General features: G+C 69.0%; 24 protein-coding genes. 12 read left to right on the top strand and 12 right to left on the bottom strand.

Annotation, left to right across the window (positions count from 1 at the left end; translation table 11 throughout):
* Window positions 1-86: 86 nt before the first annotated feature.
* Window positions 87-1,112, top strand: a complete 1,026-nt coding sequence (locus ACQUSM_RS13155; protein ID WP_435119270.1) for a mannose-1-phosphate guanylyltransferase — start codon at window positions 87-89, stop codon at window positions 1,110-1,112.
* Window positions 1,113-1,115: 3 nt separating this feature from the next.
* Here ACQUSM_RS13155 and ACQUSM_RS13160 read toward each other — a convergent pair whose 3' ends face one another.
* Genes ACQUSM_RS13160 through ACQUSM_RS13180 form a run of 5 tightly spaced genes read right to left on the bottom strand, consistent with a single transcriptional unit; the run spans window position 1,116 to window position 2,999 of the window.
* Window positions 1,116-1,256 carry a hypothetical protein gene (locus ACQUSM_RS13160; RefSeq protein WP_435119271.1) on the bottom strand — a complete coding sequence of 47 codons (141 nt, stop codon included), beginning with the start codon at window positions 1,254-1,256 and terminating at the stop codon, window positions 1,116-1,118.
* A 31-nt stretch (window positions 1,257-1,287) separates the two neighbouring features.
* Window positions 1,288-1,791, bottom strand: coding sequence for a Tfx family DNA-binding protein (locus ACQUSM_RS13165; RefSeq protein WP_435119273.1), 504 nt, complete (start codon window positions 1,789-1,791; stop codon window positions 1,288-1,290).
* A 48-nt stretch (window positions 1,792-1,839) separates the two neighbouring features.
* Window positions 1,840-2,082 carry an amphi-Trp domain-containing protein gene (locus tag ACQUSM_RS13170; RefSeq protein ID WP_435119275.1) on the bottom strand — a complete coding sequence of 81 codons (243 nt, stop codon included), beginning with the start codon at window positions 2,080-2,082 and terminating at the stop codon, window positions 1,840-1,842.
* Window positions 2,083-2,137: 55 nt separating this feature from the next.
* Complete coding sequence (locus ACQUSM_RS13175) at window positions 2,138-2,614, bottom strand: TRAM domain-containing protein (protein WP_435119277.1); 477 nt, start codon at window positions 2,612-2,614, stop codon at window positions 2,138-2,140.
* 43 nt (window positions 2,615-2,657) lie between these two features.
* Entirely contained in the window at window positions 2,658-2,999 is a 342-nt protein-coding gene (locus ACQUSM_RS13180; protein WP_435119279.1) for a hypothetical protein, read from the bottom strand.
* Between the two features lie 90 nt (window positions 3,000-3,089).
* Between ACQUSM_RS13180 and ACQUSM_RS13185 the strand changes: the two genes are divergently transcribed.
* Window positions 3,090-4,487, top strand: a complete 1,398-nt coding sequence (locus tag ACQUSM_RS13185) for an MATE family efflux transporter (protein ID WP_435119281.1) — start codon at window positions 3,090-3,092, stop codon at window positions 4,485-4,487.
* A 51-nt stretch (window positions 4,488-4,538) separates the two neighbouring features.
* Here the strand turns inward: ACQUSM_RS13185 and ACQUSM_RS13190 are convergent, their stop codons facing one another.
* On the bottom strand, window positions 4,539-4,670 hold the full coding sequence (locus ACQUSM_RS13190; protein WP_272913568.1) for a hypothetical protein: 132 nt from the start codon (window positions 4,668-4,670) through the stop codon (window positions 4,539-4,541).
* 133 nt (window positions 4,671-4,803) lie between these two features.
* Between ACQUSM_RS13190 and ACQUSM_RS13195 the strand changes: the two genes are divergently transcribed.
* The 7 genes from ACQUSM_RS13195 (at window position 4,804) to ACQUSM_RS13225 (ending at window position 11,966) form a co-directional block, all read left to right on the top strand.
* Window positions 4,804-8,322, top strand: coding sequence for an LAGLIDADG family homing endonuclease (locus tag ACQUSM_RS13195; RefSeq protein ID WP_435119284.1), 3,519 nt, complete (start codon window positions 4,804-4,806; stop codon window positions 8,320-8,322).
* A 61-nt stretch (window positions 8,323-8,383) separates the two neighbouring features.
* Window positions 8,384-8,659 (top strand): hypothetical protein, encoded by a 276-nt coding sequence (locus ACQUSM_RS13200; protein ID WP_435119286.1) that lies wholly within the window; start codon window positions 8,384-8,386, stop codon window positions 8,657-8,659.
* 71 nt (window positions 8,660-8,730) lie between these two features.
* The gene (locus ACQUSM_RS13205; protein ID WP_435119287.1) at window positions 8,731-9,381 is read left to right on the top strand and encodes a DUF7504 family protein; all 651 of its coding nucleotides are present in this window, start codon (window positions 8,731-8,733) and stop codon (window positions 9,379-9,381) included.
* Window positions 9,382-9,407: 26 nt separating this feature from the next.
* A complete protein-coding gene (locus tag ACQUSM_RS13210; protein ID WP_435119289.1) occupies window positions 9,408-9,746 on the top strand; it encodes a hypothetical protein in 339 nt (112 codons plus the stop codon).
* A complete protein-coding gene (locus ACQUSM_RS13215) occupies window positions 9,746-10,549 on the top strand; it encodes a hypothetical protein (RefSeq protein ID WP_435119290.1) in 804 nt (267 codons plus the stop codon). Before ACQUSM_RS13210 ends, ACQUSM_RS13215 begins: the two co-directional genes overlap by 1 nt.
* A 38-nt stretch (window positions 10,550-10,587) precedes the next feature.
* Window positions 10,588-11,313, top strand: a complete 726-nt coding sequence (locus tag ACQUSM_RS13220) for a hypothetical protein (RefSeq protein ID WP_435119292.1) — start codon at window positions 10,588-10,590, stop codon at window positions 11,311-11,313.
* Window positions 11,310-11,966, top strand: coding sequence for a P-loop NTPase (locus tag ACQUSM_RS13225; RefSeq protein WP_435119294.1), 657 nt, complete (start codon window positions 11,310-11,312; stop codon window positions 11,964-11,966). The genes ACQUSM_RS13220 and ACQUSM_RS13225 overlap by 4 nt, the downstream gene beginning before the upstream one ends.
* A gap of 14 nt (window positions 11,967-11,980) precedes the next feature.
* Here ACQUSM_RS13225 and ACQUSM_RS13230 read toward each other — a convergent pair whose 3' ends face one another.
* Window positions 11,981-12,835, bottom strand: a complete 855-nt coding sequence (locus ACQUSM_RS13230) for a transcription initiation factor IIB (protein WP_435119296.1) — start codon at window positions 12,833-12,835, stop codon at window positions 11,981-11,983.
* A 169-nt stretch (window positions 12,836-13,004) separates the two neighbouring features.
* Here ACQUSM_RS13230 and ACQUSM_RS13235 point away from each other — a divergent pair, with 169 nt between their 5' ends.
* Window positions 13,005-13,502 carry a hypothetical protein gene (locus ACQUSM_RS13235; RefSeq protein ID WP_435119298.1) on the top strand — a complete coding sequence of 166 codons (498 nt, stop codon included), beginning with the start codon at window positions 13,005-13,007 and terminating at the stop codon, window positions 13,500-13,502.
* On the opposite strand, the gene ACQUSM_RS13240 is transcribed toward ACQUSM_RS13235, so the two are convergent.
* Complete coding sequence (locus ACQUSM_RS13240; RefSeq protein ID WP_435119300.1) at window positions 13,499-14,278, bottom strand: ParA family protein; 780 nt, start codon at window positions 14,276-14,278, stop codon at window positions 13,499-13,501. The two genes, ACQUSM_RS13235 and ACQUSM_RS13240, sit on opposite strands and share 4 nt — an antisense overlap.
* Window positions 14,279-14,406: 128 nt before the next feature.
* Between ACQUSM_RS13240 and ACQUSM_RS13245 the strand changes: the two genes are divergently transcribed.
* Together ACQUSM_RS13245 and ACQUSM_RS13250 are read left to right on the top strand one after the other, a co-directional pair.
* Complete coding sequence (locus ACQUSM_RS13245) at window positions 14,407-15,255, top strand: amidohydrolase family protein (RefSeq protein ID WP_435119302.1); 849 nt, start codon at window positions 14,407-14,409, stop codon at window positions 15,253-15,255.
* A gap of 69 nt (window positions 15,256-15,324) precedes the next feature.
* Entirely contained in the window at window positions 15,325-15,816 is a 492-nt protein-coding gene (locus tag ACQUSM_RS13250; RefSeq protein WP_435119303.1) for a PaaI family thioesterase, read from the top strand.
* A 12-nt stretch (window positions 15,817-15,828) separates the two neighbouring features.
* Here the strand turns inward: ACQUSM_RS13250 and ACQUSM_RS13255 are convergent, their stop codons facing one another.
* From ACQUSM_RS13255 to ACQUSM_RS13270, 4 genes are all read right to left on the bottom strand, one after another.
* A complete protein-coding gene (locus tag ACQUSM_RS13255; protein ID WP_435119305.1) occupies window positions 15,829-16,974 on the bottom strand; it encodes a phenylacetate--CoA ligase family protein in 1,146 nt (381 codons plus the stop codon).
* A gap of 160 nt (window positions 16,975-17,134) precedes the next feature.
* On the bottom strand, window positions 17,135-18,178 hold the full coding sequence (locus ACQUSM_RS13260) for a branched-chain amino acid ABC transporter permease (protein WP_435119307.1): 1,044 nt from the start codon (window positions 18,176-18,178) through the stop codon (window positions 17,135-17,137).
* Window positions 18,179-18,271: 93 nt separating this feature from the next.
* Complete coding sequence (locus ACQUSM_RS13265; RefSeq protein WP_435119309.1) at window positions 18,272-19,225, bottom strand: branched-chain amino acid ABC transporter permease; 954 nt, start codon at window positions 19,223-19,225, stop codon at window positions 18,272-18,274.
* The gene (locus tag ACQUSM_RS13270) at window positions 19,225-21,270 is read right to left on the bottom strand and encodes an AMP-binding protein (RefSeq protein ID WP_435119311.1); all 2,046 of its coding nucleotides are present in this window, start codon (window positions 21,268-21,270) and stop codon (window positions 19,225-19,227) included. The genes ACQUSM_RS13265 and ACQUSM_RS13270 overlap by 1 nt, the downstream gene beginning before the upstream one ends.

Raw genomic sequence — 21,270 nt, forward strand, 5'->3', positions numbered from 1 at the left:
TTTCCACTGCGGTTTCGACCCAATTATGTCTTCTCGCCGAACGATCGAACCCCGGGGTTGAACACGCTCGCCGGCCACCGACGCGTGTGAAGACAGTCGCACTCGTCCTCGCGGGCGGGATCGGCTCGCGGCTCTACCCCGCGAGCCGCGAGGACCGCCCCAAGCAGTTCCTCCCCATCGGTGGCGACCGATCACTGCTCGCCCGAACCGTCGACCGCGCCGGGTTCGCCGACGAGACCGTCGTCGCGACGCGCCCGCGCTTCGCCGACGAGATCGCCGACCACGCGCCCGACACCGAGGTGCTGGTCGAGCCCGACGGGAAGGACACGGGGCCGGCGCTGACGTACGCGACCCACCGGATCCGGGAGCAGTACGGGACCGACGACGAGTCGCTCGTGATCGTCGCGCTCCCCAGCGACCACTACGTCGGCGACGACGGCGCGTTCCGGGAGACGATGACCGCCGGCGCTCGCGTCGCCGCCGGGACGGGACGGCTCGTCACGTTCGGCGTCACGCCCGAGCGGCCCGAAACCGGCTACGGCTACGTCGAGCCCGGCGCCGCACGAACGGCCGACGGCGTCGAGTTCCACGAGGTCGAGCAGTTCCACGAGAAGCCCGACGGCGAGACCGCCCGGGAGTACGTCGAGGCGGGCTACCGCTGGAACAGCGGCATGTTCGCGTGGACGCCCGAACGCTTCCTCGACGCGGCGGCGGAGTCGGCGCTGGCGCCGCTGGTGGACGCACTCGCGGCGGGCGATCCCGACGGTGGTTTCGACGCCGTCGACCCGGTCTCCGTCGACTACGCAGTGTTCGAGCGCGCCGAGAACGTCGCGGTCGTCGACGCCGCGTTCGCGTGGGACGATCTGGGGACGTGGGACGCGCTCGACCGCGTGCTCGACCGCGACGGCGACGGGAACGTCGCGATCGGCGACCACGCGACCGTCGACGCCGCGGACAACGTCGTCGTCAGCGACGACAAGCACGTCTCGCTGGTCGGCGTCTCGGGGCTCGCGGTCGTGGCCTACGACGATCGCGTGCTGGTGGTGCCGAAGGGGGAGGCCGGACGAGTCCGCGAGCTGGTGTCGCTGCTCGACGAACGCGGGGCGTTCTAGCGGCTACACCCCCGCGAAATCCGGGACGATCGACTGGGCGATCACCACGTCCGCGAGGAAGAGGACGAACGCCGTCGTCTGGTCGAACTCGTGACTCTCGGTCGTGACAGACGCGTAGACGTACGCGGCGAGTGAGAGGACCATGGCACCGGGCAGACGGCCACAGCCCATGAAGCTACTCCTCGTGCGCTCGGCGCACGCGCACCTGCCCGTCGGCCGTGACGCCCACGAGCAGTTCCGCGCGCACCTCCCGGCCGTGGACGGCGTCGCCGGCGGCGTCGCTGACGACCTTCATCAGTTCGGGCGCGGCGTACCCCACCTTCACTCCCGCCTCGTCGCAGGCTTCGTACACCAGATCCGGGACGTCGTAGAGGTCGGTCCCCTCGTCGACGCGAACCCGGACCGGCGCCGAGAGCGCGTCGGCGAAGGAGACGGTCTCCCGGGCCTTCTCGACGTTCTCCCGGGCGCTGGCCTCGACGCTCGAGACGTTCGCCCGCGAGGTGCCGAGCCGGTCGGCGATGTCGGCCTGCCGTAGCCCGTGCTCCCGGAGCGCGAGCACCTCGGCCTGCCTGCGGGTGAGGACGTTGCTGTCGGCATCGAACCCCGCCTGTCCGAGCAGCTCTGCGGCGGTCGGCGCGTCGCTGTCGGCGTCCTCGCCCGGCGCGTCACCGTCGGTCATGAACGTTCGTGGGCGCCGACCGCTCAAAAAGCTACAGTTCGTGGCGGACTACTCCGTCCACCGGATCTCGTACTCGAGTTCGTAGCGCTGCTCGCCGGTCTCGGAGTCGGTGAGCCGTTCGAGTTCGACTTCGAACCGGGGACTCTCCGGGACGTCGACCTCCCGCGTCTCGGATCCGCCGCCGAGGACGACGGTCCCGCCCTCGAGCTGTTCGGCCGCCGTCGCGAGCACGTCGGCGATCTCCGCACGCGGGCGCGCCTCCTCGGTTTTGAACAGTCGTTCCTCGGGCATCACGGGAGAGATCTCCTCGCAGCAACAAAATAGTAGGTGCGGCTGTGCAGCCGAATCAGGCGCCGTCGCCGCCCCAGAAGTTGTCCCGGGAGCCGAGCCGTTCGCGGTCGGTGCGGTCGGGCCGGCCGTCGTCGTCCTCGGGCTCGACGCCCTCCTCGTCGGACTCGTCGCCGTCGGCGTCCGCCGCCTCCTCTTCGAGGGGCATCTTCTCGATGACTTTCTTCGCGGTGGCGTGGCTGGACTTGACCCGGTCGATGCGGACGCGTGCCCGACAGTCGGGCAGCAGGCCGTCGATCAGGACGATGAACCCGTCGTCGGTTCGGCCGACGCCGGCGCCGCTCTCGTGGATGTCCGTCACGTCGACGACGACCTCCTCCCCGGGCTTCACCGGCTGCTCTTTGAGATCGTCGATGGGCATGTCGTAATGGTTGCACCACTCGGCACCCCCCCTGTCGCCGTAGTGCTGACAGCCCATCCCTTCGATCCGCTCGGAGAAGCTGGGGCAGTCGTCGGCCAACGGACAGTCCGGCATACAGGAGCGTAGAAAGCCGACGGTCTAAACGTTCCCGGTTCGATCAGATGAACTCCCGGACCTCGGAGTACCACATGTCGTGGTGGTCGACCGCGCCGACGCGCTCGGCGATGTCGACCGCGAGCGCGTGCCAGCAGCGCTCGCCCGCGTCCTCGTCGATGTTGTACGCCGAGTCGGCGCAGGTGCAGCCGCCGTCCTCGACGACGTACTCGTCCTCGTGGCCGACGACGACGGTGAAGTCGCGGTACTCCTTCACGCGGCCCTCCGACACCGCCTCGATGGCTCTGGAGCCGCGGTCGCCGTGGGCGGCGAGGATGGCGCCGGCTACCTCGGGGGTGAGCTCACCCGCCTCGGCCAACCGTTCGCGCCAGTCCTCGTCGGGCACGTCCCGAGTTCAGACGGCACGGGCCAAAACGCCACCGACCGAGTGACCGCTTCCGTCAGCGTCAAACCCCGCCCGCGAGAGCCCCGAAGCATGGACTGGTCCCGGATCCGTGCGGTGTGGACGCGGGTCCTCTCGCTGGCGTGGCCGGTGATGGCCGAGCAGACGTTCCGGACGCTGATGCGGACCGTCGACATCGTCGTCACCGCGACGTTCAACCCCGCGAGCGTGGTCGCGATCGGGCTCGCGGACCTGTACGCCCGGCTCCCGCTGCGGATCGGCCTCGGCCTCGGCGGCGGCACGATCGCGCTCTCCTCGCAGGACAGCGGCGCGGCCGCCGACGCCAACCGCGACGAAGCGATCACGCAGGGGATCCTGCTCGGCGCGCTGCTCGGGATCCCGTTCGTGCTGTTCGGCTTCTTCCTGAGCGAGTCGGCGATCCGCGTGTTCGGCGCCGGGCAGAACGTCGAGAACCTCGACCGCGTGGTCACGCTGGGGTCGACGTACCTCGCGATCATCTTCGCGACCGCGCCCGCCCGCCACGTCGCGCTCATCGCCGCCCGCGCGCTGCAGGGTACCGGCGACACCCGGACGCCGATGTACGTCAACGTCGTCGCGAACGCGATGAACATCCTCGGGAGCCTCGCGTTCGGACTGGGGTTCGCGCCGCTGGGCATCCCGCGGCTCAGGATCGTCGGCGTCGGGCTCGCGACGGCGGGGGCGAACGTGTTCACCGCGTCGATGCTCTGTCTCGCGATCTGGACCGACTGGTCGGAAGCCGACTTCGCGCTGCCGGAGGACTGGATCATCGCCAAACAGCTCGTGGTCGTCAGCGCGCCGAAGGTCGCCGAGGGGTTCGCCTCCACGGCTGCGGAGTTCCCGTTCAACGCGATCCTGCTCGGTTTCGGGCAGCCGGTCAACGCCGGGTTCCAGATCGGCCGCCGGATGTACCAGCAGGTGACCGGCCCGCTCTCCCGGGGGTACAACGTCGCCGCCAGCGTCGTCGTCGGGCAGCGGCTGGGTGAGGGCGACGCCGACGGCGCGCGCTTCGAGGGGTGGGCGGTCGCCGCGCTCGGCCTGCTCACGGTCGGGAGCATCGGCGTCGGCCTCGTGTTCGCCGCCGACACGTTCGTCTCGCTGTTCACGCGCAACGCCGACACGGTCGGCTACGCGGTCGCGTTCGCACAGGTGTACGGGATCTCTGGGGCCGCACTCGTCGTGTTCTCGGTGCTCTCCGGCGGGCTGCAGGGCGCCAGCGAGACGCGCATCCCGTTCGTCGCCCGCACCAGCGGCGTGTTCGGCCTCCAACTCGGGCTCACCTTCCTGCTGGGGGTCGTGCTCGGCTGGGGGCCGCTCGGGGCGTACGTCGGCATCGGCGCCACGTACGTCTGGATGGCGCTCGTCGTCGCCGCCGGCTTCCACTTCACGGGATGGGCCGACCGCGCCGCCGAGATGATGGCGGAGCGCGGCTCGGACGTGTCGGCGTGGTGAGAAAGGGCAGGCTAGCGAACGGGTCGCCGGTATCGAACCGGGCGACGGCGATCAGTAGAGGTACTCGTCTTCGAGCGCTTTGTACGCGGTCGCGGCTTCGATCTCCTCGTCTTCGGTTTCGAACCACGAGAGCACGCGCTCGAAGCCGGTCTTCCGACGCAGGTCTTCGGCACTGATGGCCATGACAGTCGTCACCACACGCTGTAGGAGGATAAACGTTTCTCCGGAACCCAAACGCTGAAAAGTGGACGGCGATCTCGGGGGGGAACGGTGGAGGCGATACGTCTTAACCCATGAGGCCAATAAGCCTCGTACGATGGCTCAGACGGGGAACCAGGAACTCACCGAGCGGTTCATCCAGTTCTACCGGAACTACTACCGGGAGGAGGTGGGGAAGCTCGCACAGGAGTACCCCAACGAGCGCCGCTCGCTCTACGTCGACTACAACGACCTGTTCACGTTCGATCGAGATCTGGCGGAGGACTACCTCGCCAAGCCCGAGCAGATGCAGGAGTACGCCGAGGAGGCGCTCCGGCTGTACGACCTGCCGGCCGACGTGAGCCTCGGGCAGGCCCACGTCCGCCTGCGCGGGCTCCCGTCCGAGCAGACCGTCGACATCCGCGATCTGCGGGTGCAGGACGACCACATCGGCTCGATGATCGCCGTGCAGGGGATCGTTCGGAAAGCGACCGACGTGCGCCCGAAGGTGACGGAGGCCGCCTTCGAGTGCCAGCGCTGCGGGACGATGAGCTACATCCCCCAGAGCGACGGTGGGTTCCAGGAGCCCCACGAGTGTCAGGGCTGTGAACGCCAGGGGCCGTTCTCGGTCAACCACGACCAGTCGGAGTTCGTCGACTCCCAGAAGCTCCGCGTGCAGGAGAGCCCCGAGGGGCTGCGCGGCGGCGAGACGCCCCAGAGCATCGACGTCGACGTGGAGGACGACATCACCGGAAACGTGACCGCGGGGGACCACGTGACGGTGACGGGCGTGCTCCACATCGAGCAGGTCACGCAGGGACAGGAGAAGACCGCCCTGTTCGACCTCTACATGGACGGGGTGACGATCGAGATCGAGGACGAGGAGTTCGAGGACATGGACATCACCGACGAGGACATCGCCGAGATCGTCGAACTCTCCAACGACCCCGATATCTACGAGAAGATGGTCGGCTCCATCGCGCCGGCGATCTACGGCTACGAGGAGGAGAAGCTCGCGATGGTGCTGCAGCTGTTCTCCGGCGTGACGAAACACCTGCCCGACGGCTCGCGGATCCGCGGCGACCTGCATCTGCTGCTGATAGGGGACCCTGGTACCGGGAAGTGCCTCAAAGGAGACACGAGAGTGATACTTTCTGACGGGCGAGAGCGACCGATCCGAGAGATCGTCGAAGAGAACCTCGACGATCCGAAAGCCGTGGACGACGGCGTCTGGGACGAGGTCGATTTCGAGGTGCCGTCGATGCAGGCGGACGGGCGAATCGAACCGCAGCGCGCGACGAAAGTCTGGAAGCGCGAAGCGCCCGAGAAGCTCTACCGGATTCGGACAGCGAGCGGGCGTGAACTGGAAGTCACGCCGTCACATCCGCTGTTCGTTCCCGGCGGAGCCGGTCCGAGTGCAGTGCGAGCAGCCGAACTGGAAGCGGGGCAGTTCGTTGCGACTCCTCGAACGGTCCCGACCGACGGTGACGACGAACTCGACGTACAGTATCGACGTGCAGAGTCGTACAACGCCGTTCGTCTCGATCTGCCGGATCAGTGGACACCGTCGCTTGCTCGACTGATCGGCTACATCGTCGCAGAGGGGTACGTAGAACAGCGATCGAACGACACTGGGTTCGTCTCGATCACGAACAACGATCGCGAAGTGCTTGACGACGTGGGTGACGCACTCGACGCGCTCGGGCTCAACTACTCCGAGCGCGGACCTCACGAGGGGAAGGATGCCCGCGAGATCATCTGCTCGTCCGGCGAGTTCGTGAGCTTCCTCGACTCGCTTGCACCGAGCCTTCTCGAAGGTTCCGACGCACAGCGTGTCCCTGACGCCATCAGCGCAGCGAGCGACCAGATCAAACGAGCGTTCCTCCGCGCGTTCGTTGAGGGGGAAGGCCACGTCTCGGCGAACGAGCGCGAGATATCGGTCGCGTCGATGAGCGAACACCTCCTCCAAGACGTTCGGTCGTTACTCCTCTCGCTGGGAATCGACTCGCAACTGCAGCCACGAGCCAACGGCAGCTATCGCCTGCGGATAAGCGGTGACGACTTCGGCGAGTACGTCGATCGAGTCGGGTTCGTCACCGAGAGGAAGTCGGCATCGGTGAACGCTCACGCCGGAACGTCGGGTAACACGAACACGGACGTGATACCGGTCGGTGACGAACTCCGTTCCCTACGTGAATCACTCGGACTTTCCCAGTCGGAGTGTGGGCTTCCACGTTCGACGTACCAGCACTACGAGCGAGGAGACCGGAACCCGAGCCGCGAGAGCCTTCGAGCGGTCGTCGACGCCTTCGACGCCACGCTTCCCGAAGCGTCGGTGGAAGAGCCCGTCGCTGCCGACGGTGGATCGACGATCCGCGAACGCGTCGAGAGTCTGCGAGCACTCACCGACGGCGATCTCGGCTGGGACCGAATCGAGTCCATCGAACGCGTCGAACCCGAGGACGACTGGGTCTACGACATAGAGGTCGAGGGGACACACAACTACATCTCGAACGGTGTAGTTTCGCACAACTCCCAGATGATCTCCTACGTCGAGCAGGTCGCCCCCCGCTCCGTCTACACCTCCGGGAAAGGATCGTCCGCGGCGGGCCTTACTGCGGCGGCTGTGAGGGACGACTTCGGCGACGGCCAGCAGTGGACGCTGGAAGCCGGCGCGCTCGTGCTCGCGGACAAGGGGATCGCCGCCATCGACGAGTTGGACAAGATGGACTCGGGGGACCGCTCGGCGATGCACGAGGGGCTCGAACAGCAGAAGATCTCCGTCTCGAAGGCCGGGATCAACGCGACCCTCAAGAGCCGGTGTTCGCTGCTGGGCGCCGCGAACCCGAAGTACGGCCGGTTCGACCAGTACGAACCCATCGGCGAGCAGATCGACTTGGAGCCCGCGCTGATCTCGCGGTTCGACCTGATCTTCACCGTCACCGACCAGCCCGACCCCGAGCACGACAGCCGGCTGGCCGAGCACATTCTGAAGACCAACTACGCCGGGGAGCTTCACACCCAGCGCGAGGAGAACCCCAACTCGGAGTTCACCGAGGAGCAGGTCGAGAACGTCACCGAGGAGGTGGCGCCGGACATCGACGCCGACCTGCTGCGGAAGTACATCGCCTACGCCAAGCGGAACGTCTACCCGACGATGTCCGACGAGGCGAAGGCGGCGATCGAGGATTTCTACGTCGACCTGCGCTCGAAGGGCGCCGACGAGGACGCCCCCGTCCCCGTCACCGCCCGGAAGCTGGAGGCGCTGGTGCGGCTCGCGGAGGCCTCCGCGCGGGTCCGGCTCTCGGACACCGTCGAGGAGCAGGACGCCGAGAAGGTGATCGAGATCGTCCGGGACAGTCTGGAGGACATCGGCGTCGACCCCGAAACCGGGGAGTTCGACGCCGACGTGGTCGAGACGGGGACGAGCAAGTCCCAGCGCGACCGGATCAAGAGCGTGAAGGCGCTGATCGGCGACATCGAGGAGGAGTACGACGAGGGCGCGCCGATCGAGGAGGTGCTCGACCGCGCCGGCGAGGTCGGCATGGACGAGGACAAAGCCGAGAAGGAGATCGAGAGCCTGCGGAAGAAGGGCGAGCTGTACGAGCCCGTGCAGGGTCACCTCCGAACGACCTAAGCAACTCTTGCTCCGGGGCCTCGGGACGCTTATGGTCCCGGCCCCGTCACACCCCACCGACGTGGACCACATCTCCGCGCTGCGCAACGTCGAGGAGGCGTTGCGGGCGTTCGAGGACGGCGAGGCCGACCTGGCGACCACCCAGCGGCGCGTCCAGTCCGTGCTCCAGAGCTACGCCACCGAGTTCGAGGCCGACGAGCGCCGGCCCTACCGTGCCCACGGCGAGGCGCCCGCCGACGGCACCGTCGTCGTCGCACCGGACGCGGAAACGGCGAGAGAACGGGTGTTAGAGCTCAGGGACGCGGAGAACGCGTCGTTCGACGTCGAACCGCTCTGACTGTTCTCACTATTGAGAAGTCGAAAAGGCTATGTTACCACCGTGTGTCTCTACGGCAGAGAGGCACGCCCGTGACTGCAACGCAGACAGCCGAGACGATACGCGAACGCTTGGCGGGCGCGAACAGCACCCTGCTCCTCACCTCGTCGTTCACCGATGAACAGCACTGTACGGAGCTCCTCCACCCCGACGCCGCCGCCGGGACGAACGTCCTCTGGGTCTCCTACACCAAATCCCCGGACCAACAGCTCCGGCGCTGGCGCGAGCACACCGACGAGCGACCGGCGGAGATGGGGATCGTGAGTGTCGAGGACTCCACGCGCTCGGTCGCCGCCGAGACGGCAGGCAGCAGCGGTCCCGGGGGCCCGTCGCTCCCGGAGACGAACGCGCCCGTCGAGACGGTGACCAGTCCCAACGACCTGACCGGGCTGGGCATCCGTATCACCGAGTTCCTCACCGACTGGGACGAGGAGAACGACAACCGAACCGTCGTCTGTTTCGACTCGCTGACAGCGCTCCTGCAGTACGTCGAGCTCGAGACCGCCTACGAGTTCCTCCACATCATCACCGGGCGGATAGCCAAGACCGACGCGTTCGCTCACTTCCACATGGATCCGGAGGCCCACGACGATCAGACCGTCGAGATCGTCACCAGCCTGATGGACGCCGTCCTCGAGGTCGACGCGAGCGGCGAGGAGCGTATCCGGGCGCGCAAGTCTTAATTTTCTACGAGTACATCAGCAACCAAATGCTGCTGGTCGCGACGTACTCCCGCGAGGCACGGACGAGCCTGCGGAACGTCTGTCGGGGGCACGAGGAGGCCACGGTCCGACAGTTCGGCCGGGCGGCGCTGCTGGCGGAAACCGAGTTCGGGGCGTTTCTCGCTCTCCGCCTGCGGGAGAAACACGGCGCCGACGTCCAGATCGAGCGCACCGAGCCGCTGAACGAGTACGAGTCCGTCCCGGAACGGGTCCGGGAGGCCGCGGCGGCGTACGAGCGCCGGGAGCACCCGAGCACGCCGTACCCGAAGTTCGTGGCCGGCACCGACCACCCCGAGCCGGCGGCGATGCAGGACCGAGAGCTCTGATGCGGGCCGTCGACGCCTGCGCGCTCGATCTCCGCGGGGAGTCGTACTCGGTAGAGACCGTTCGGGGGGCGATAGCGGGCGAGGGGACGGCGCTATCGATCGACTGTCCCGCCCCGTCGCGGTGGTGGGAGCGGCTCGCCGTTCCCGCCGACGGGAGGGAGCCGCTCTGTCGGCTCGTCGCCGCCGCCCGTTCCCGAGGCTGTCGGTCGCCGACCGAGCGGGCGGTAGCGGCCGCGGAGCGCGAGCTCCGCGAGCTCACGGTCGAGACGGTCGACACCGCCGCGACGCGCCGGCGGCTCGCCGACGCCGGAACCGAGGTGACACGGCTCCAGGAGGAGGTCGCGGCCGCCCGCGGACGCCTCCAGAGCCGCCGGGAGACGGGTGCCGACACGGAGGAGGCCGCGGCGGCGCTCGACGACGCGATCCGGCGGCTCTCCGAGGCCGAAACCGAACGCGTCGCCGCCGAACAGGCCCACGAGGCCGCACAACGTCGGGCACGCGAGGCCCGCGACGCCCGTGAACGACGGCTCCGACTGCAGGACCGCGTCGCGAACCGCCGCCCGGAGGCCCGACGCGCGCTGGCCGTGTCGATCGCCGACGAGTTCGCGAACGCCGTCGACGCCGTCCCGGGCGAGGCGACGCTCTCGACGGAGCCGTTAGGCGTCGAGGGCGACGACGTGACCGCCGCGCTGGCGGCGATCCGGGTCGCCGATCTCCGCGCGCCGGTCGTCGACACGACGGATCGGTTCGACAGCGCGGCGGCGGCCGCGGACGCGCTCGACGCCGCCGTGATCCGGCTCTGACCCCGACTTTTTGAACGAGCGGGCGGCCACCCCCGCAGATGGAGCTCGACTGGACACAGGAGTCCGCCGCAGGGGTGACGCTGGTCCGCGTCCGCCTCCGGAACGAGCGTGCGACCGACCGCCGGGTCCGGCTCCGGAACCGGCTCGACGGCCCGGTCCTGCCGCCGCGGCGGCACGGGACGCCGGCGGCCGGCTGGGACCGCGACGGCGTGACGAGAGTCGTTGCCGCCGGCGAAACCGCAGCACTCGGGTACGCCTCACCGGCACCGACGGCGACACCGCCGGTGACCGTCGACGAGGTCGCCCCCGTCGAGCAGGAGTCGGGCGACAGCACGCCGGATGCGGCCGTCCGGAAACTCGGCGATCACCGGCCGCCGCGGGCAGTACTCGGCGGGGAGAGCGACGGGCGCGAAACGCGCGGGGAGCGGCCGGTCGTCGATCGAGGCCCGAGGTCGATCGACGGTCAGCGAGACGCCGTCGACGAGTGTTCGGCGCGACGCGCGTCACTCCCCGACGGAGCCGGGGCGCTCCTCGCCCCCTATCGAACGCGGATCAGGACCGCGGAGGCGCTGAACGCCGCCGGGGTCGTCGAGGCGACCTCGTTGCTCGACGCGAACGGCGGACTCGCCGGCGTCGAGTCGATGGGGACCGATCTCGACGGTGACGCCGAAAAACTCCGGGCGCTCGCCCGGGCCGCGGACGCGTTGGCCGCCCGCGCGGCCGCGACGACCCCGCCGACGGACGCGCTCCGGAGGCTGTCGTGATCCTCGCCGTCGCGAGCGGGAAAGGCGGCGTCGGCAAGTCGACGGTGGCGTACAACCTCGCTGGCGCGCTGGAGGGCGTTGTCGTCGACGGCGACCTCGGGATGGCGAACCTCCCCGCCGACTGCGGACCCACGCTGCACGACGTGCTCGCCGGTCGCGCCGACGCCCGCGAGGCCGTACAGGCGGGCCCCGTGACGGTCCTCCCCTGCGGTCGATCGCTGGCGGGGGCCCGCGCGGCCGACGTGAGGGAGCTGGGCGACGCGCTCACGGCCGTCGAACGCGAACACGGGATCGTCGTGGTCGACTGCCCCGCCGGCCTCCGCGCGGACGTGGGCGTGCCGCTGGCCGTCGCCGACGCGGCCGTCGTCGTCGCCGCGCCGGAGCCGTTCGCGCTCGCGGACGCGCTCCGGACCCGGGAGCTGGCCCGCGAGCTCGACGCGCCGCTGTCGGCGGTGGTGCTGAACAGGGTCGTCGACGACGCTCCGACGCCGACGGTGCGCTCGGCGCTCGGTTCGCCCGTTACGTCGGTGCCGGCGGATCCGCGGCTCGGTCGGTCGATCGAAGCCGAGGCACCAGTCGTCGACACCGCGCCGGGGAGCGAGGCGGCGGCCGCGTTCGCGTCGCTGGCGGAGCGAGTCGAGCGAAGCGAGTGAGGGAACGGGAGTTCTCAGCCCTGTAACGCCTGATACGTCGTCCGGACGGTGACCGCGGTCACGTCCGCCACGTCGGCCGCCTCGGCCTGCGTCACCGTCTCGCCCTCGCGGCGGGCGGCGAGGTAGAGCGCGCCCGCGGCGACGCCGCCGGGGTTGCGCCCGTTGGCGTGACCCGACTCGACCGCCGCCTCGGCGAGCTCTCTGGCCCGACGGCGGACTGCCTGCCCGAGATCGAGCTCGCTCGCGAAGCGGGCGACGAACTCCGCGGGCTCGGCGGCCGAGACGGGCAGCCCGAGTTCGCGGTTCATCGCGTCGTACGCGGCACGGTGCTCGTCGGCGGTCGCTTTCGCGGCGTCGAGCACCTCCTCCGTCGTGCGCGAGACGCCCGCGACCCGGCAGGCGGCGTACACCGCGGCGCTGGCGAACCCCTCGATCGAGCGCCCGCGAAGCAGATCGTCGTTCTGTGCGGACTCGAACAGCGAGCAGGACTGATCGCGGATGCGGTCGGGCAGTTCGAGTGCGCCCATCAGCCGCCGGATCTCGGTGAACCCGTACACCTGATTGCGTTCGCGCTTCGATCTGATCTGGGTTCGGCGGTGCTGGCGGCGCAGGCGGGACCACTTGCGGTTCTTCCCGCGGCCGTCGCGGCCGATCTCCGTCGAGAGCCCGCGGTCGTGTCGGGAGCGCGTCAGCGGCGCGCCACACCGGGCCGGGTTCCGGTCGTCGTCCTCGAAGCTGCGCCACTCGGGGCCGCGGTCGAGCCGGTCGGTCGAGACGACCAGCCCACAGCCCTGACAGACCGTCTCGTCGCCGTCGGCGGTCAGTCGCCCGTCGCACTCGGGACAGCCGGTAGCACGCGTCGTGCTCATACTCGAAGATCGGTCCCGATCGGATACATAAACCCGGGTGGTTTCCGGGGTATCGAACCCGATCCCGTCCGTCGAACGTACCGATAACCGGTACGTTCTCTCACCGCAACTGATCGAAGATAGTTCAATAGTGGAAACTGTTAAACTATATCGCGGCGAACGCTCGTATATGACGCTCGAAGAGATCGCCGCCGGCATCGAGGTGACCGCCGAGCAGGAGGCCCGCGGCGTCGCCGCCGTCGACGAGACGGGCGAGGCGCTGGTCGAGCGGCTCCGCCCGCACGCGGGCGCGCTCCCCTGCACGCCGGAGGCTGCCGCGACGGTCGTCGAGACACACGCCGCGGGGACCAGCGTGGGCGAGAGCGCGCGCGAGGCGGGGATCGCCCCCGTGACGGCCGCGAAAGCGCTGCACCGCTGTGGCGTCTCGGGCGTGACGCCGCTGTCGCCGATGGCTCGGGAGATCGTTCGGGACTGGCAGGCCGGCGAGCTCTCCCGGGCCGAAGCGCTCGAACTGACCGGCGCGAGCGAGGCGGAGTTCGCGCTGGGGAGCTACATCGAGAGCCACGACGCCGACCCCGAACTGTCGGCCGCGGTCGCGGACGTGGGCAGCCCCACGGGGGACGATCCGCTCGCCGACGCGGTCGGCGACGTGGACGAACTGTTCTAGTCGCGCAGCGATTCGACCGCAGCCACGAGCCCGCCATCCGCCAGCGGGAGCTCGATCCCACGGCCGAGAACGGCGTCGGCAGCGGTCGTGAGCGCGTCGACTCCCGCCTCGGTCTCGAGGCCGGCGGGCGGCTCGGCGTCGAACTGTGGGAGAATCGCGTCGGCGTCGGCTTCGGGGAACGCCCGCATCCCCGTGCGGTCGACGGCGACGACGGCGTCGGCGGTCGTCCCCATGTCCTGCAGGCGGCCGCGGGTCGTCTGGACGGCGTCGACGCCGCGCTCCGTCGCGGGGGCGACGACGGCCACCCGTTCGGCGGCTGTCACCGCCGCGACCGCGGGGTTGGACCCGAGCGGCGGCGTGTCGATCAGCACGCGGTCGAACGCGGTCGCCGCCTCCGTGATCCGCCGCTCCAGTTCCTGTGCGGCCTCGGCGGTTTTCGCCCGCGCGAGGCGCTCGAACGGCGCCCGCGCGGGACAGCAGACGACCCGTCCCGACTCGGGCAGCGCCTCGGTGTCGAGCGCAGCACGGTCGGCGCCGGGGTCGTACTCGATCGTCCCCGCCGAGAGCGGCCTGTCGCTCCCGTCGGTGACCAGCGCCGTCGCGTCCGGGTCGATCCGGCCCGGGAGATGGCGGGCGAGCCCCTGCGTGTCGTAGGCGGCGTCGAGCACCGCCACGTCGTCGCCGGCGGCGGCCAGCGCGGCGGCGAGTTCGAGACAGCTCCGGGTCGTGCCTGCGCCGCCGGTCGCGCCGACGAGCGCCGCAGTCGTTGCCGACATACGGTTCTTTCCGAACGTCTTTGTAGAAAAATCTTCGGCAGCGGTCGGCCGCCGGCTGCCGTCGGTATTTTTACTATCCGCGTCAGCGACCCACATACAGAGATGGGACGACCGAGGGCGGGTGAGCGATGACGATCGAGTTCCCGGTCGACAGCGTCGTCGACGCGCACGTCCACCTGATGCCCGACCGGCTGATGCGGGCGATCCGTGACGCGCTCGGCGACGCCGCCGGCTGGACGTTCGACCACCCGACGGATCTGGCGGCGATGACCGAGATCCTCCGGGCGGCCGGCGTCGAGGAGTTCTTCGCGCTGCCGTACGCCCACCGGCCGGGGATGGCCGACGAGCTGAACGAGTGGGTCTGTGAGACGGCCGCGACCGCCGACCACGTCGTGCCGTTCGCCACCGTCCACGCCGGCGACGACGACGTCGGCGGTATCGTCGAACGGGCCGTCGACGCGGGCGCACGCGGGCTGAAATTCCAGCTGCCGGTGCAGGGGTTCGCCGCCGACGACCCGCGGCTGGAGCCGGCGTACGAGGTGGCCGCCGACCACGACCTGCCGCTGCTGGTCCACGCCGGGACCGCGCCGATGTTCCGTGACGATCCGAACGTCGGCGTCGACCGGTTCCGGTCGTTCCTCGACTCCTACCCGAATCTCCGGGTGTGTGCAGCCCACATGGGCGCGTACGACGTGGACGCCTTCTGTGAACTCGCCCGGGCCAACGAGAACGTGTTCCTCGACACGACGTTCACCATGTCCGCCGTCGCGGAGGAGTACATGGTGTTCGACCCCGACTCGGTCGCCGACGAGACGCTGATCGAGCTCTCGGAGTCGATCATGTACGGCTCGGACTTCCCGAACATCCCCTACCCGTACGAGCACGAGCGCGCCCACCTGCTGGGACGCGAACTGCCGGACGAAACCCAGCAAGACATCTTCTCGCGGACGGCGCGGCGGTTCTTGGGCGATGGCTGACTCCGACGGATCCCGCGCCGGTCGCCCCCATCCGACGTTTTTTGTCGGGGTGTGGTGAACACTGGCACAATGGGAGAACGAGGCCGGCGGCCGGTCCCGGACGGCGGTTCGAACGGTGACGGGTCGCCGAGCGGCGACAGCACAGCCGGTGTTTCCGAGGACAGCGACCGGACGGCACTCGTCCGAGAGCTGTACGACGCGATCCCGTTCCACCGCGAACTGGAGCTGGAGGTGCTCGCGGTCACCCCCCGAAAGGCGGAGACGCGGATCCCGTTCGACGGGTCGCTGGTGGGCAACCCCGACCTCCAAGTGCTCCACGGCGGCGTCATCAGCTCCATCGTCGATCTCACCGGCGCCGCCGTGTTCATCGGCCACCGCGGCGACTACACCCCGACGGTCGACCTGCGCGTGAACTATCTGGAAGCCGCCGGGAAACATCCGCTGTACGCGACGGCGACCATCGAGCGCCGCGGCGAGAACATCGGCGTCGCGAGCGTGGAGGTCGAGTCCGGCGACGCGGTCTGTGCGACCGGCACCGGGGTGTACAAGCTGCGCGAGTGAACGACGCCGCCGTCAGTAGCGGTTGTCGACGACGCCGGTCTCGTCGAGCTCGGTGACCAGCGTCAGTTCGTCCGGCGTGACGAGCAGCCGGTCGCCGAGCGCGGCCCGCAGCTCGTCGACGGGCGCCTCGCCCTCACAGACGATCGTCAGTCGGTCGGTCGTCTCCGGCTGGTCGACCTCGATCCGGTACTCGCCGGAGAGCCCCGAAAAGCCCGCCAGCACCGTCTCGATGCTCTCGGGGTACACCTTCACGCCCTTGACTTTCAGCCGCTCGTCGGTCCGGCCGATGACGCCGTCGGGCAGGACGAGCTCGCCGTCGCGCTCCTCCAGCTCCGCGAGGTCGCCCGTCCGGTAGCGGATCAGTGGGATCCCCTCCTTCCGGACGTGAGTGACGACGACCTCGCCGCGCTCGCCCGTCCCGAGCACCTCCCCCGTGTCGGGGTCGACGATCTCCACGACGGCGTACTCCGGGACGACGTGGAGCCCGTCCTCCGCCTCGGTCTCGGCGGCGACGGGCATGATGTGTCGCGTGCCGAAGTAGTCCGTCGCCGTACTGGCGCCGAGGGCCTCTTTGACCGCCTCGCGGCGGCCCGGGATGGAGGTGAACGGCTCGCCGGCGCCGACGAACGTGTCCACTTCGCCGCCCGCCTCCCCGACCTTCAGCGCGAAGCTCGGGTTGCCGATCAGCGCGTCCACGTCGAACTGGTGGGTGATGTCGGCGGCCTGCTCGGAGTCGCCGGGGCCGAGCGGGAACACCTCCGCGCCGAGCGCCTCTAGCGCCCGGTGGACGACGTAGCCCGTCCCGAACAGCTGGTAGCCGAACGTGTTGATCACCCGGTCGCCCGGTTCGATGCCGGCCCGTTCGAACACCTCGGCGTTGACCGCGGCCTGATGCTCCAGATCCCCTTGGGTGTCGAACACCGGCTGGAGATCCTCGCCCATCGGGGAGAACGTCACCATCGCGGCGCCGTCGTACAGCGAGCCGGTCGGCGGGTCGGCCTCGAAGTCGGCGACCAGTTCCTCGCCCGTCGTGAACGGGAGCTCCCTGAACGCGTCCCAGGAGTCGACCGCGTCGGGGTCGATGTCGGCGTAGAACTCGTGGTCGGTCGCCCGCGCCAGTTGCTCGCGGACGGCCGCGAGCGTGTCGGAGTCGTACATCGAGTGGAGTAGGGGTCTACGGTCACATAAATTTCCGTCCGGTTACATTCGGGCCCGGAACGGTCCCGCGAGGCGGGCGGCTACTGGTTCGGCGGACCAGCGGTGCAGAACGACCGGGACCGGAATCAGTAACGGGGGAAAAGTGGACCGTTCCTCCCGGTCAGTAGGCGAACGGCCACTTGCGGAAGTACTCCTTGATCTTGCCGAGCGCAGCCAACACCCCCTTGGGCTCGACCGCGAGCACGACGATGATGATGACGCCGAAGAACACCGGGACCGTCGCCGTGGCGTTCATCCCGGTCAGGTCGCTGACGATGCCGAGCAGCTCGCGGAGGTTATCCCGGATGAGCGTAACGACGCCCACGCCGAGCAGCGCGCCCCAGACGCGGCCGAGGCCGCCGAACAGCAGCATCACGTAGTGTTCGAGCGTGAGCGAGAGCGTGAAGTAGCCGGGGCTGATGAAGCCGATCTGGAAGCCGTAGAGGCCGCCGGCGACGCCGATCATGAACCCGCCGATGCCGAACGCGAGCAGCTTGTTCTTGAACACGTTGACCCCCAGCACCGCCGCCGAGAGGTCGTTCTCGTGGACCGCACGGAACGTCTTCCCGATCCCGGTCCGGGAGAGGTTCAGCGACAGCAGCGCGAACAGCAGCACCGCGACGAGCGCCAGGTAGTACTTGTCGAAGGTGCTCCCGACCTTCGCGACCGGGCCGAGCAGCCCGACGTCCGAGGGGAACTGCTGCTGGGAGCCGCCGTGGATGAACGCGGCCTGCCCGTTGTTGAAGAACCACTCCGAGATGAACTGGAGCGCGAGCGTCGAGATGGCGATGTAGAACCCCTTGACGCGGAACGAGGGGAGGCCGAACCCGACGGCGACCATCGCCGACATGAAGCCGCCGATGGCCAGCGCCGGCAACAGCCCGGCGCCCGCTTCGAGCAGCCGGCTCGTCGAGTAGGCGCCGATCGCCATGAACGCCCCCTGCGCGAGGACGATCTCGCCGGCGTACCCCAGGATGACGTTCAGCCCGAGCACCGCGACCCCGAAGATGTACGCCTGTGTCAGGAGGGTCAACGTCCCCCCTTCGAACAGGAACGGGGCGAGGAACGGGAGAGGGAGCCCGAGCGCCAGCGCGATCTTCTGGGTGCGCCAGCGGACCAGCCCCATCCGGGAGGTGTAGTCGGTGAAGTACTCACCGCAGGGCATCGCGCCACCTCCGTCCCGCAGGCTCGGTGTCGGCCCGGCGTCGGGCCGTCGATACGTCGTCGGTGCGCCGTAAGAGATCGTGTCCTGCCATTCTCAGAGCCTCTCGATGCGTTCGGTGCCGTACAGGCCGTACGGTTTCACCATGATCACCACGAGGAGGAAGATCAACGGGAGGATCTCCCCGAAGCCGGCGCCGAAGTTCGCCTGCACGTCCAGCAGGGGGACGACGACGGCGGTCCCGCCCTCGAGGTAGTACGAACCCAGCTCCTGCAGGAGTCCGACGACGATGGACCCGATGAAGGCGCCGGGGATGCTGTCCAGTCCGCCGAAGACGACCGCGGCGAAGATGATGATGCCCGTCGTCTCGATGGAGAAGGCGGCGCCCCCGCTGGACATCGCCAGCAGGATGCCGCCGATCGCGGTGACGGCGATGGAGAGCGTCCACGCCAGCGCGATCGTCCGCTCGATCGAGACGCCGAGCACCATCGCCGCCTGCTCGTCGCTCGCCGACGCCCGGAGGATAGAGCCGGTGACCGTGCTCCGGAAGAAGAGCATCAGCACGCCGACGACGATCAGGGCGATGACGACCGCGACGGCGTAGGCGCCCTGAATCGACGCGCCGAGCGGGAGCCCGACGGACCAGTCGAACGCCAGCTCCGCGGGGTAGGCTTTGAAGTTCCGGCCGAAGAGGAACGCGATGAACCCCTCGAAGATGCCGCCCAGCGCCAGCGTGACGATGATGACCGACAGCACCGGCTCGCCGATGAACTGTCGGAACACGATCCGTTCGAGCGCGAGGCCGAGCCCCACGCCCACGAGGATCGTGAGCACGACGGCGGCCCACGCCGGGAGCGCCGTCGGGAGGATCGCGGCCGTCCCGAAGATGACGACGCTGTAGGCGCCGACCATCGCGATCTGGCCCTGCGCGAAGTTGAGCACGCCGGTCACCTTGTAGATGAGCGAAAAGCCCATCGCGACCAGCGCGTACAGCGCGCCGAGGCCGATGCCGGAGACGGCGATGTCGAAGAAGGTGGTCAGATCCACCATTACTCCATCACCACCCCGATGTCGGCGTCCTCGTCGATCGGTTCGTCCACGTCGACGACGCGCATCACGCCGCGCTCGTCGGACTCACGTCCGTCCTGGTAGGTGATCGTTATCTCCATCTCCACGCTGTCACTGCCGTCGTAGAGACCCTCCACGACGTCGTCGTACCGGTCCATCACGACTTCCCGGCGGAGCTTCCCGGTTCGAGTGAGCTCGCCGTCGTCGGCGTCGAACTCCTTGAACAGGACGATGAACCGCTGGATCGGGTTGTCGAGCTCCTCGTTGGTCTCGGCGACCACGTTCCGCATCAGCTCCAGCACCTCCGGTTTCTGGGTGAGGTCGCGGTAGCCGGCGTACTGGATGTCACGCTGGTCGGCCCACTCGGCGACGTTGTTGAACCGGATGTTCAGCACCGCCGTCAGCTCCTCGCGGCCGTCGCCGACGACCATCGCCTCCTTCAGGTAGGGGTTGAACTTCAGCTTCGTCTCGACGCTGATGGGGGCGATCGCGGTGCCGTCCTGCAGCTCCATCACGTCGTCCATCCGGTCGAAGATCTTCACGTGCCCGTCGTCGGTGAGCGCGCCGAAGTCGTCGGTGTGGAGCCAGCCGTCCTCGATGGCGGACTCGGTCTTCTCGGGCATCCCGTAGTAGCCGGAGGTGACCACCGGCCCGCGGACGACCAGCTCGCCCTCGGGGGTGATCCCCACCTCGATGTTCGGGAACACCTCGCCGACCGTCTCGACCTGCACGTCGTCGTCGCGATGCATCGTCACGAACCCACAGACCTCGGACTGCCCCCAGATCTGCTTCAGCGGGACGCCCATCGCGTGGTAGTACTCGAAGTGATCCTCGCCGAGCGGGCCGCCGCCGGTGTACACGTTCTTCGCGCGCTTCAGCCCGATCTTGTCGAGGATGGGGCGGTACGCCACCCAGTAGGAGAGCCAGTGGGCGGCCCGCAGCGTCGCTGGCGGCTCCTCGTCGTTCTTGTCGCCGATGACGTACTCCGCGTACCGCTCGCCGATGCGCATCGCCTTGTCGTACACCCACTTCTTGAACCGGGTCGTGTTCTCGATCTTCGCCTTCACGTCGGCGACCCACGCCTCGTAGCGGTTGGGCGAGGAGAAGATGATCTCGGGGCCGATCTCCCGGAGGTCCTCGTCTTCGGTTTCGGGCTGTTCGGGGAAGTTCGCGGTCCAGCCGCCGACAAAGGCCGCCGCGAGCAGGATCATCTGCTCGCCGACCCACGCCATCGGCAGGTAGGAGAAGTAGTCCGACTCCTCGGGCAGCGGGTCGATGTCGATGGCGGCGTTCGCGAGGTTCACGAAGTTGAAGTGGGAGAGCCGGACGCGCTTGGGCATCCCCGTGGTGCCGGAGGTCGGGGCCAGCATCGCCGTCGTCTCCGGGTCGACGGTCGTGATCTGCTGGTGGAGGTAGTCGTCGGCGACGTCGCCCGACGCCAGCCGCTCCTCGCCGCGGGCCTCGACGTCCTCGTAGGCGACGATGTCGGGGTCGTCCGGACCGACCTTCTCGCCGTTCTCGTACCGGAACATCCCCTTGTCGTCGCGGTAGATGATGGTCTCGAGCGACGGCACGCTGTCGGCGACCAACAGCAGCTTGTCGACCATCTCCTGATCCTCCGCGTAGACGATGCTCGGCTCCAGCAGCTGGAGCTGCTTCTCGATGTCCTCGGGGAGCATGTCCTCGTAGTTCGGCGCGGCCATGCCGCCCAGCGACTGGGCGGCGATCCACGCCCAGAGCTGGTGGGGGCGGTTGTAACCGATCGTGAACAGCACGTCCTCGTCGCCGAACCCGTACTCCTCGAGCCCGAGCGCGAACTGCTCGACGCGCTCGTAGTACTCCTCCCAGGTGAACTCCTGCCAGACGCCGTAGCGCTTCCAGCGCAGGGCGGTGTCCTCGGGATGCTCCTCGGCGTGGTCGACGAGGATCTCCGGGAGCGCCCGGTCGGAGACGATCTCGACGGTCTCGTCGTCGGGCGCCGTGAGCACGCGGTCGATCGTGAGCCCCCCGGTGTCGTCCTCGGCCAC

Source organism: Halolamina sp. C58 (assembly GCF_051195095.1).
Lineage (GTDB): Archaea > Halobacteriota > Halobacteria > Halobacteriales > Haloferacaceae > Halolamina.

Coding starts and splice junctions, on each gene's coding strand:
- ACQUSM_RS13210 (WP_435119289.1), top strand. CDS start 9,408: ATGCTGCTGGTCGCGACGTACTCCCGCGAGGCACGGACGAGCCTGCGG.
- ACQUSM_RS13235 (WP_435119298.1), top strand. CDS start 13,005: ATGACGCTCGAAGAGATCGCCGCCGGCATCGAGGTGACCGCCGAGCAG.
- ACQUSM_RS13245 (WP_435119302.1), top strand. CDS start 14,407: ATGACGATCGAGTTCCCGGTCGACAGCGTCGTCGACGCGCACGTCCAC.
- ACQUSM_RS13240 (WP_435119300.1), bottom strand. CDS start 14,278: ATGTCGGCAACGACTGCGGCGCTCGTCGGCGCGACCGGCGGCGCAGGC.
- ACQUSM_RS13215 (WP_435119290.1), top strand. CDS start 9,746: ATGCGGGCCGTCGACGCCTGCGCGCTCGATCTCCGCGGGGAGTCGTAC.
- ACQUSM_RS13175 (WP_435119277.1), bottom strand. CDS start 2,614: ATGCCGGACTGTCCGTTGGCCGACGACTGCCCCAGCTTCTCCGAGCGG.
- ACQUSM_RS13260 (WP_435119307.1), bottom strand. CDS start 18,178: ATGCCCTGCGGTGAGTACTTCACCGACTACACCTCCCGGATGGGGCTG.
- ACQUSM_RS13265 (WP_435119309.1), bottom strand. CDS start 19,225: ATGGTGGATCTGACCACCTTCTTCGACATCGCCGTCTCCGGCATCGGC.
- ACQUSM_RS13185 (WP_435119281.1), top strand. CDS start 3,090: ATGGACTGGTCCCGGATCCGTGCGGTGTGGACGCGGGTCCTCTCGCTG.
- ACQUSM_RS13195 (WP_435119284.1), top strand. CDS start 4,804: ATGGCTCAGACGGGGAACCAGGAACTCACCGAGCGGTTCATCCAGTTC.
- ACQUSM_RS13230 (WP_435119296.1), bottom strand. CDS start 12,835: ATGAGCACGACGCGTGCTACCGGCTGTCCCGAGTGCGACGGGCGACTG.
- ACQUSM_RS13250 (WP_435119303.1), top strand. CDS start 15,325: ATGGGAGAACGAGGCCGGCGGCCGGTCCCGGACGGCGGTTCGAACGGT.
- ACQUSM_RS13170 (WP_435119275.1), bottom strand. CDS start 2,082: ATGCCCGAGGAACGACTGTTCAAAACCGAGGAGGCGCGCCCGCGTGCG.
- ACQUSM_RS13165 (WP_435119273.1), bottom strand. CDS start 1,791: ATGACCGACGGTGACGCGCCGGGCGAGGACGCCGACAGCGACGCGCCG.
- ACQUSM_RS13220 (WP_435119292.1), top strand. CDS start 10,588: ATGGAGCTCGACTGGACACAGGAGTCCGCCGCAGGGGTGACGCTGGTC.
- ACQUSM_RS13255 (WP_435119305.1), bottom strand. CDS start 16,974: ATGTACGACTCCGACACGCTCGCGGCCGTCCGCGAGCAACTGGCGCGG.
- ACQUSM_RS13190 (WP_272913568.1), bottom strand. CDS start 4,670: ATGGCCATCAGTGCCGAAGACCTGCGTCGGAAGACCGGCTTCGAGCGC.
- ACQUSM_RS13160 (WP_435119271.1), bottom strand. CDS start 1,256: ATGGTCCTCTCACTCGCCGCGTACGTCTACGCGTCTGTCACGACCGAG.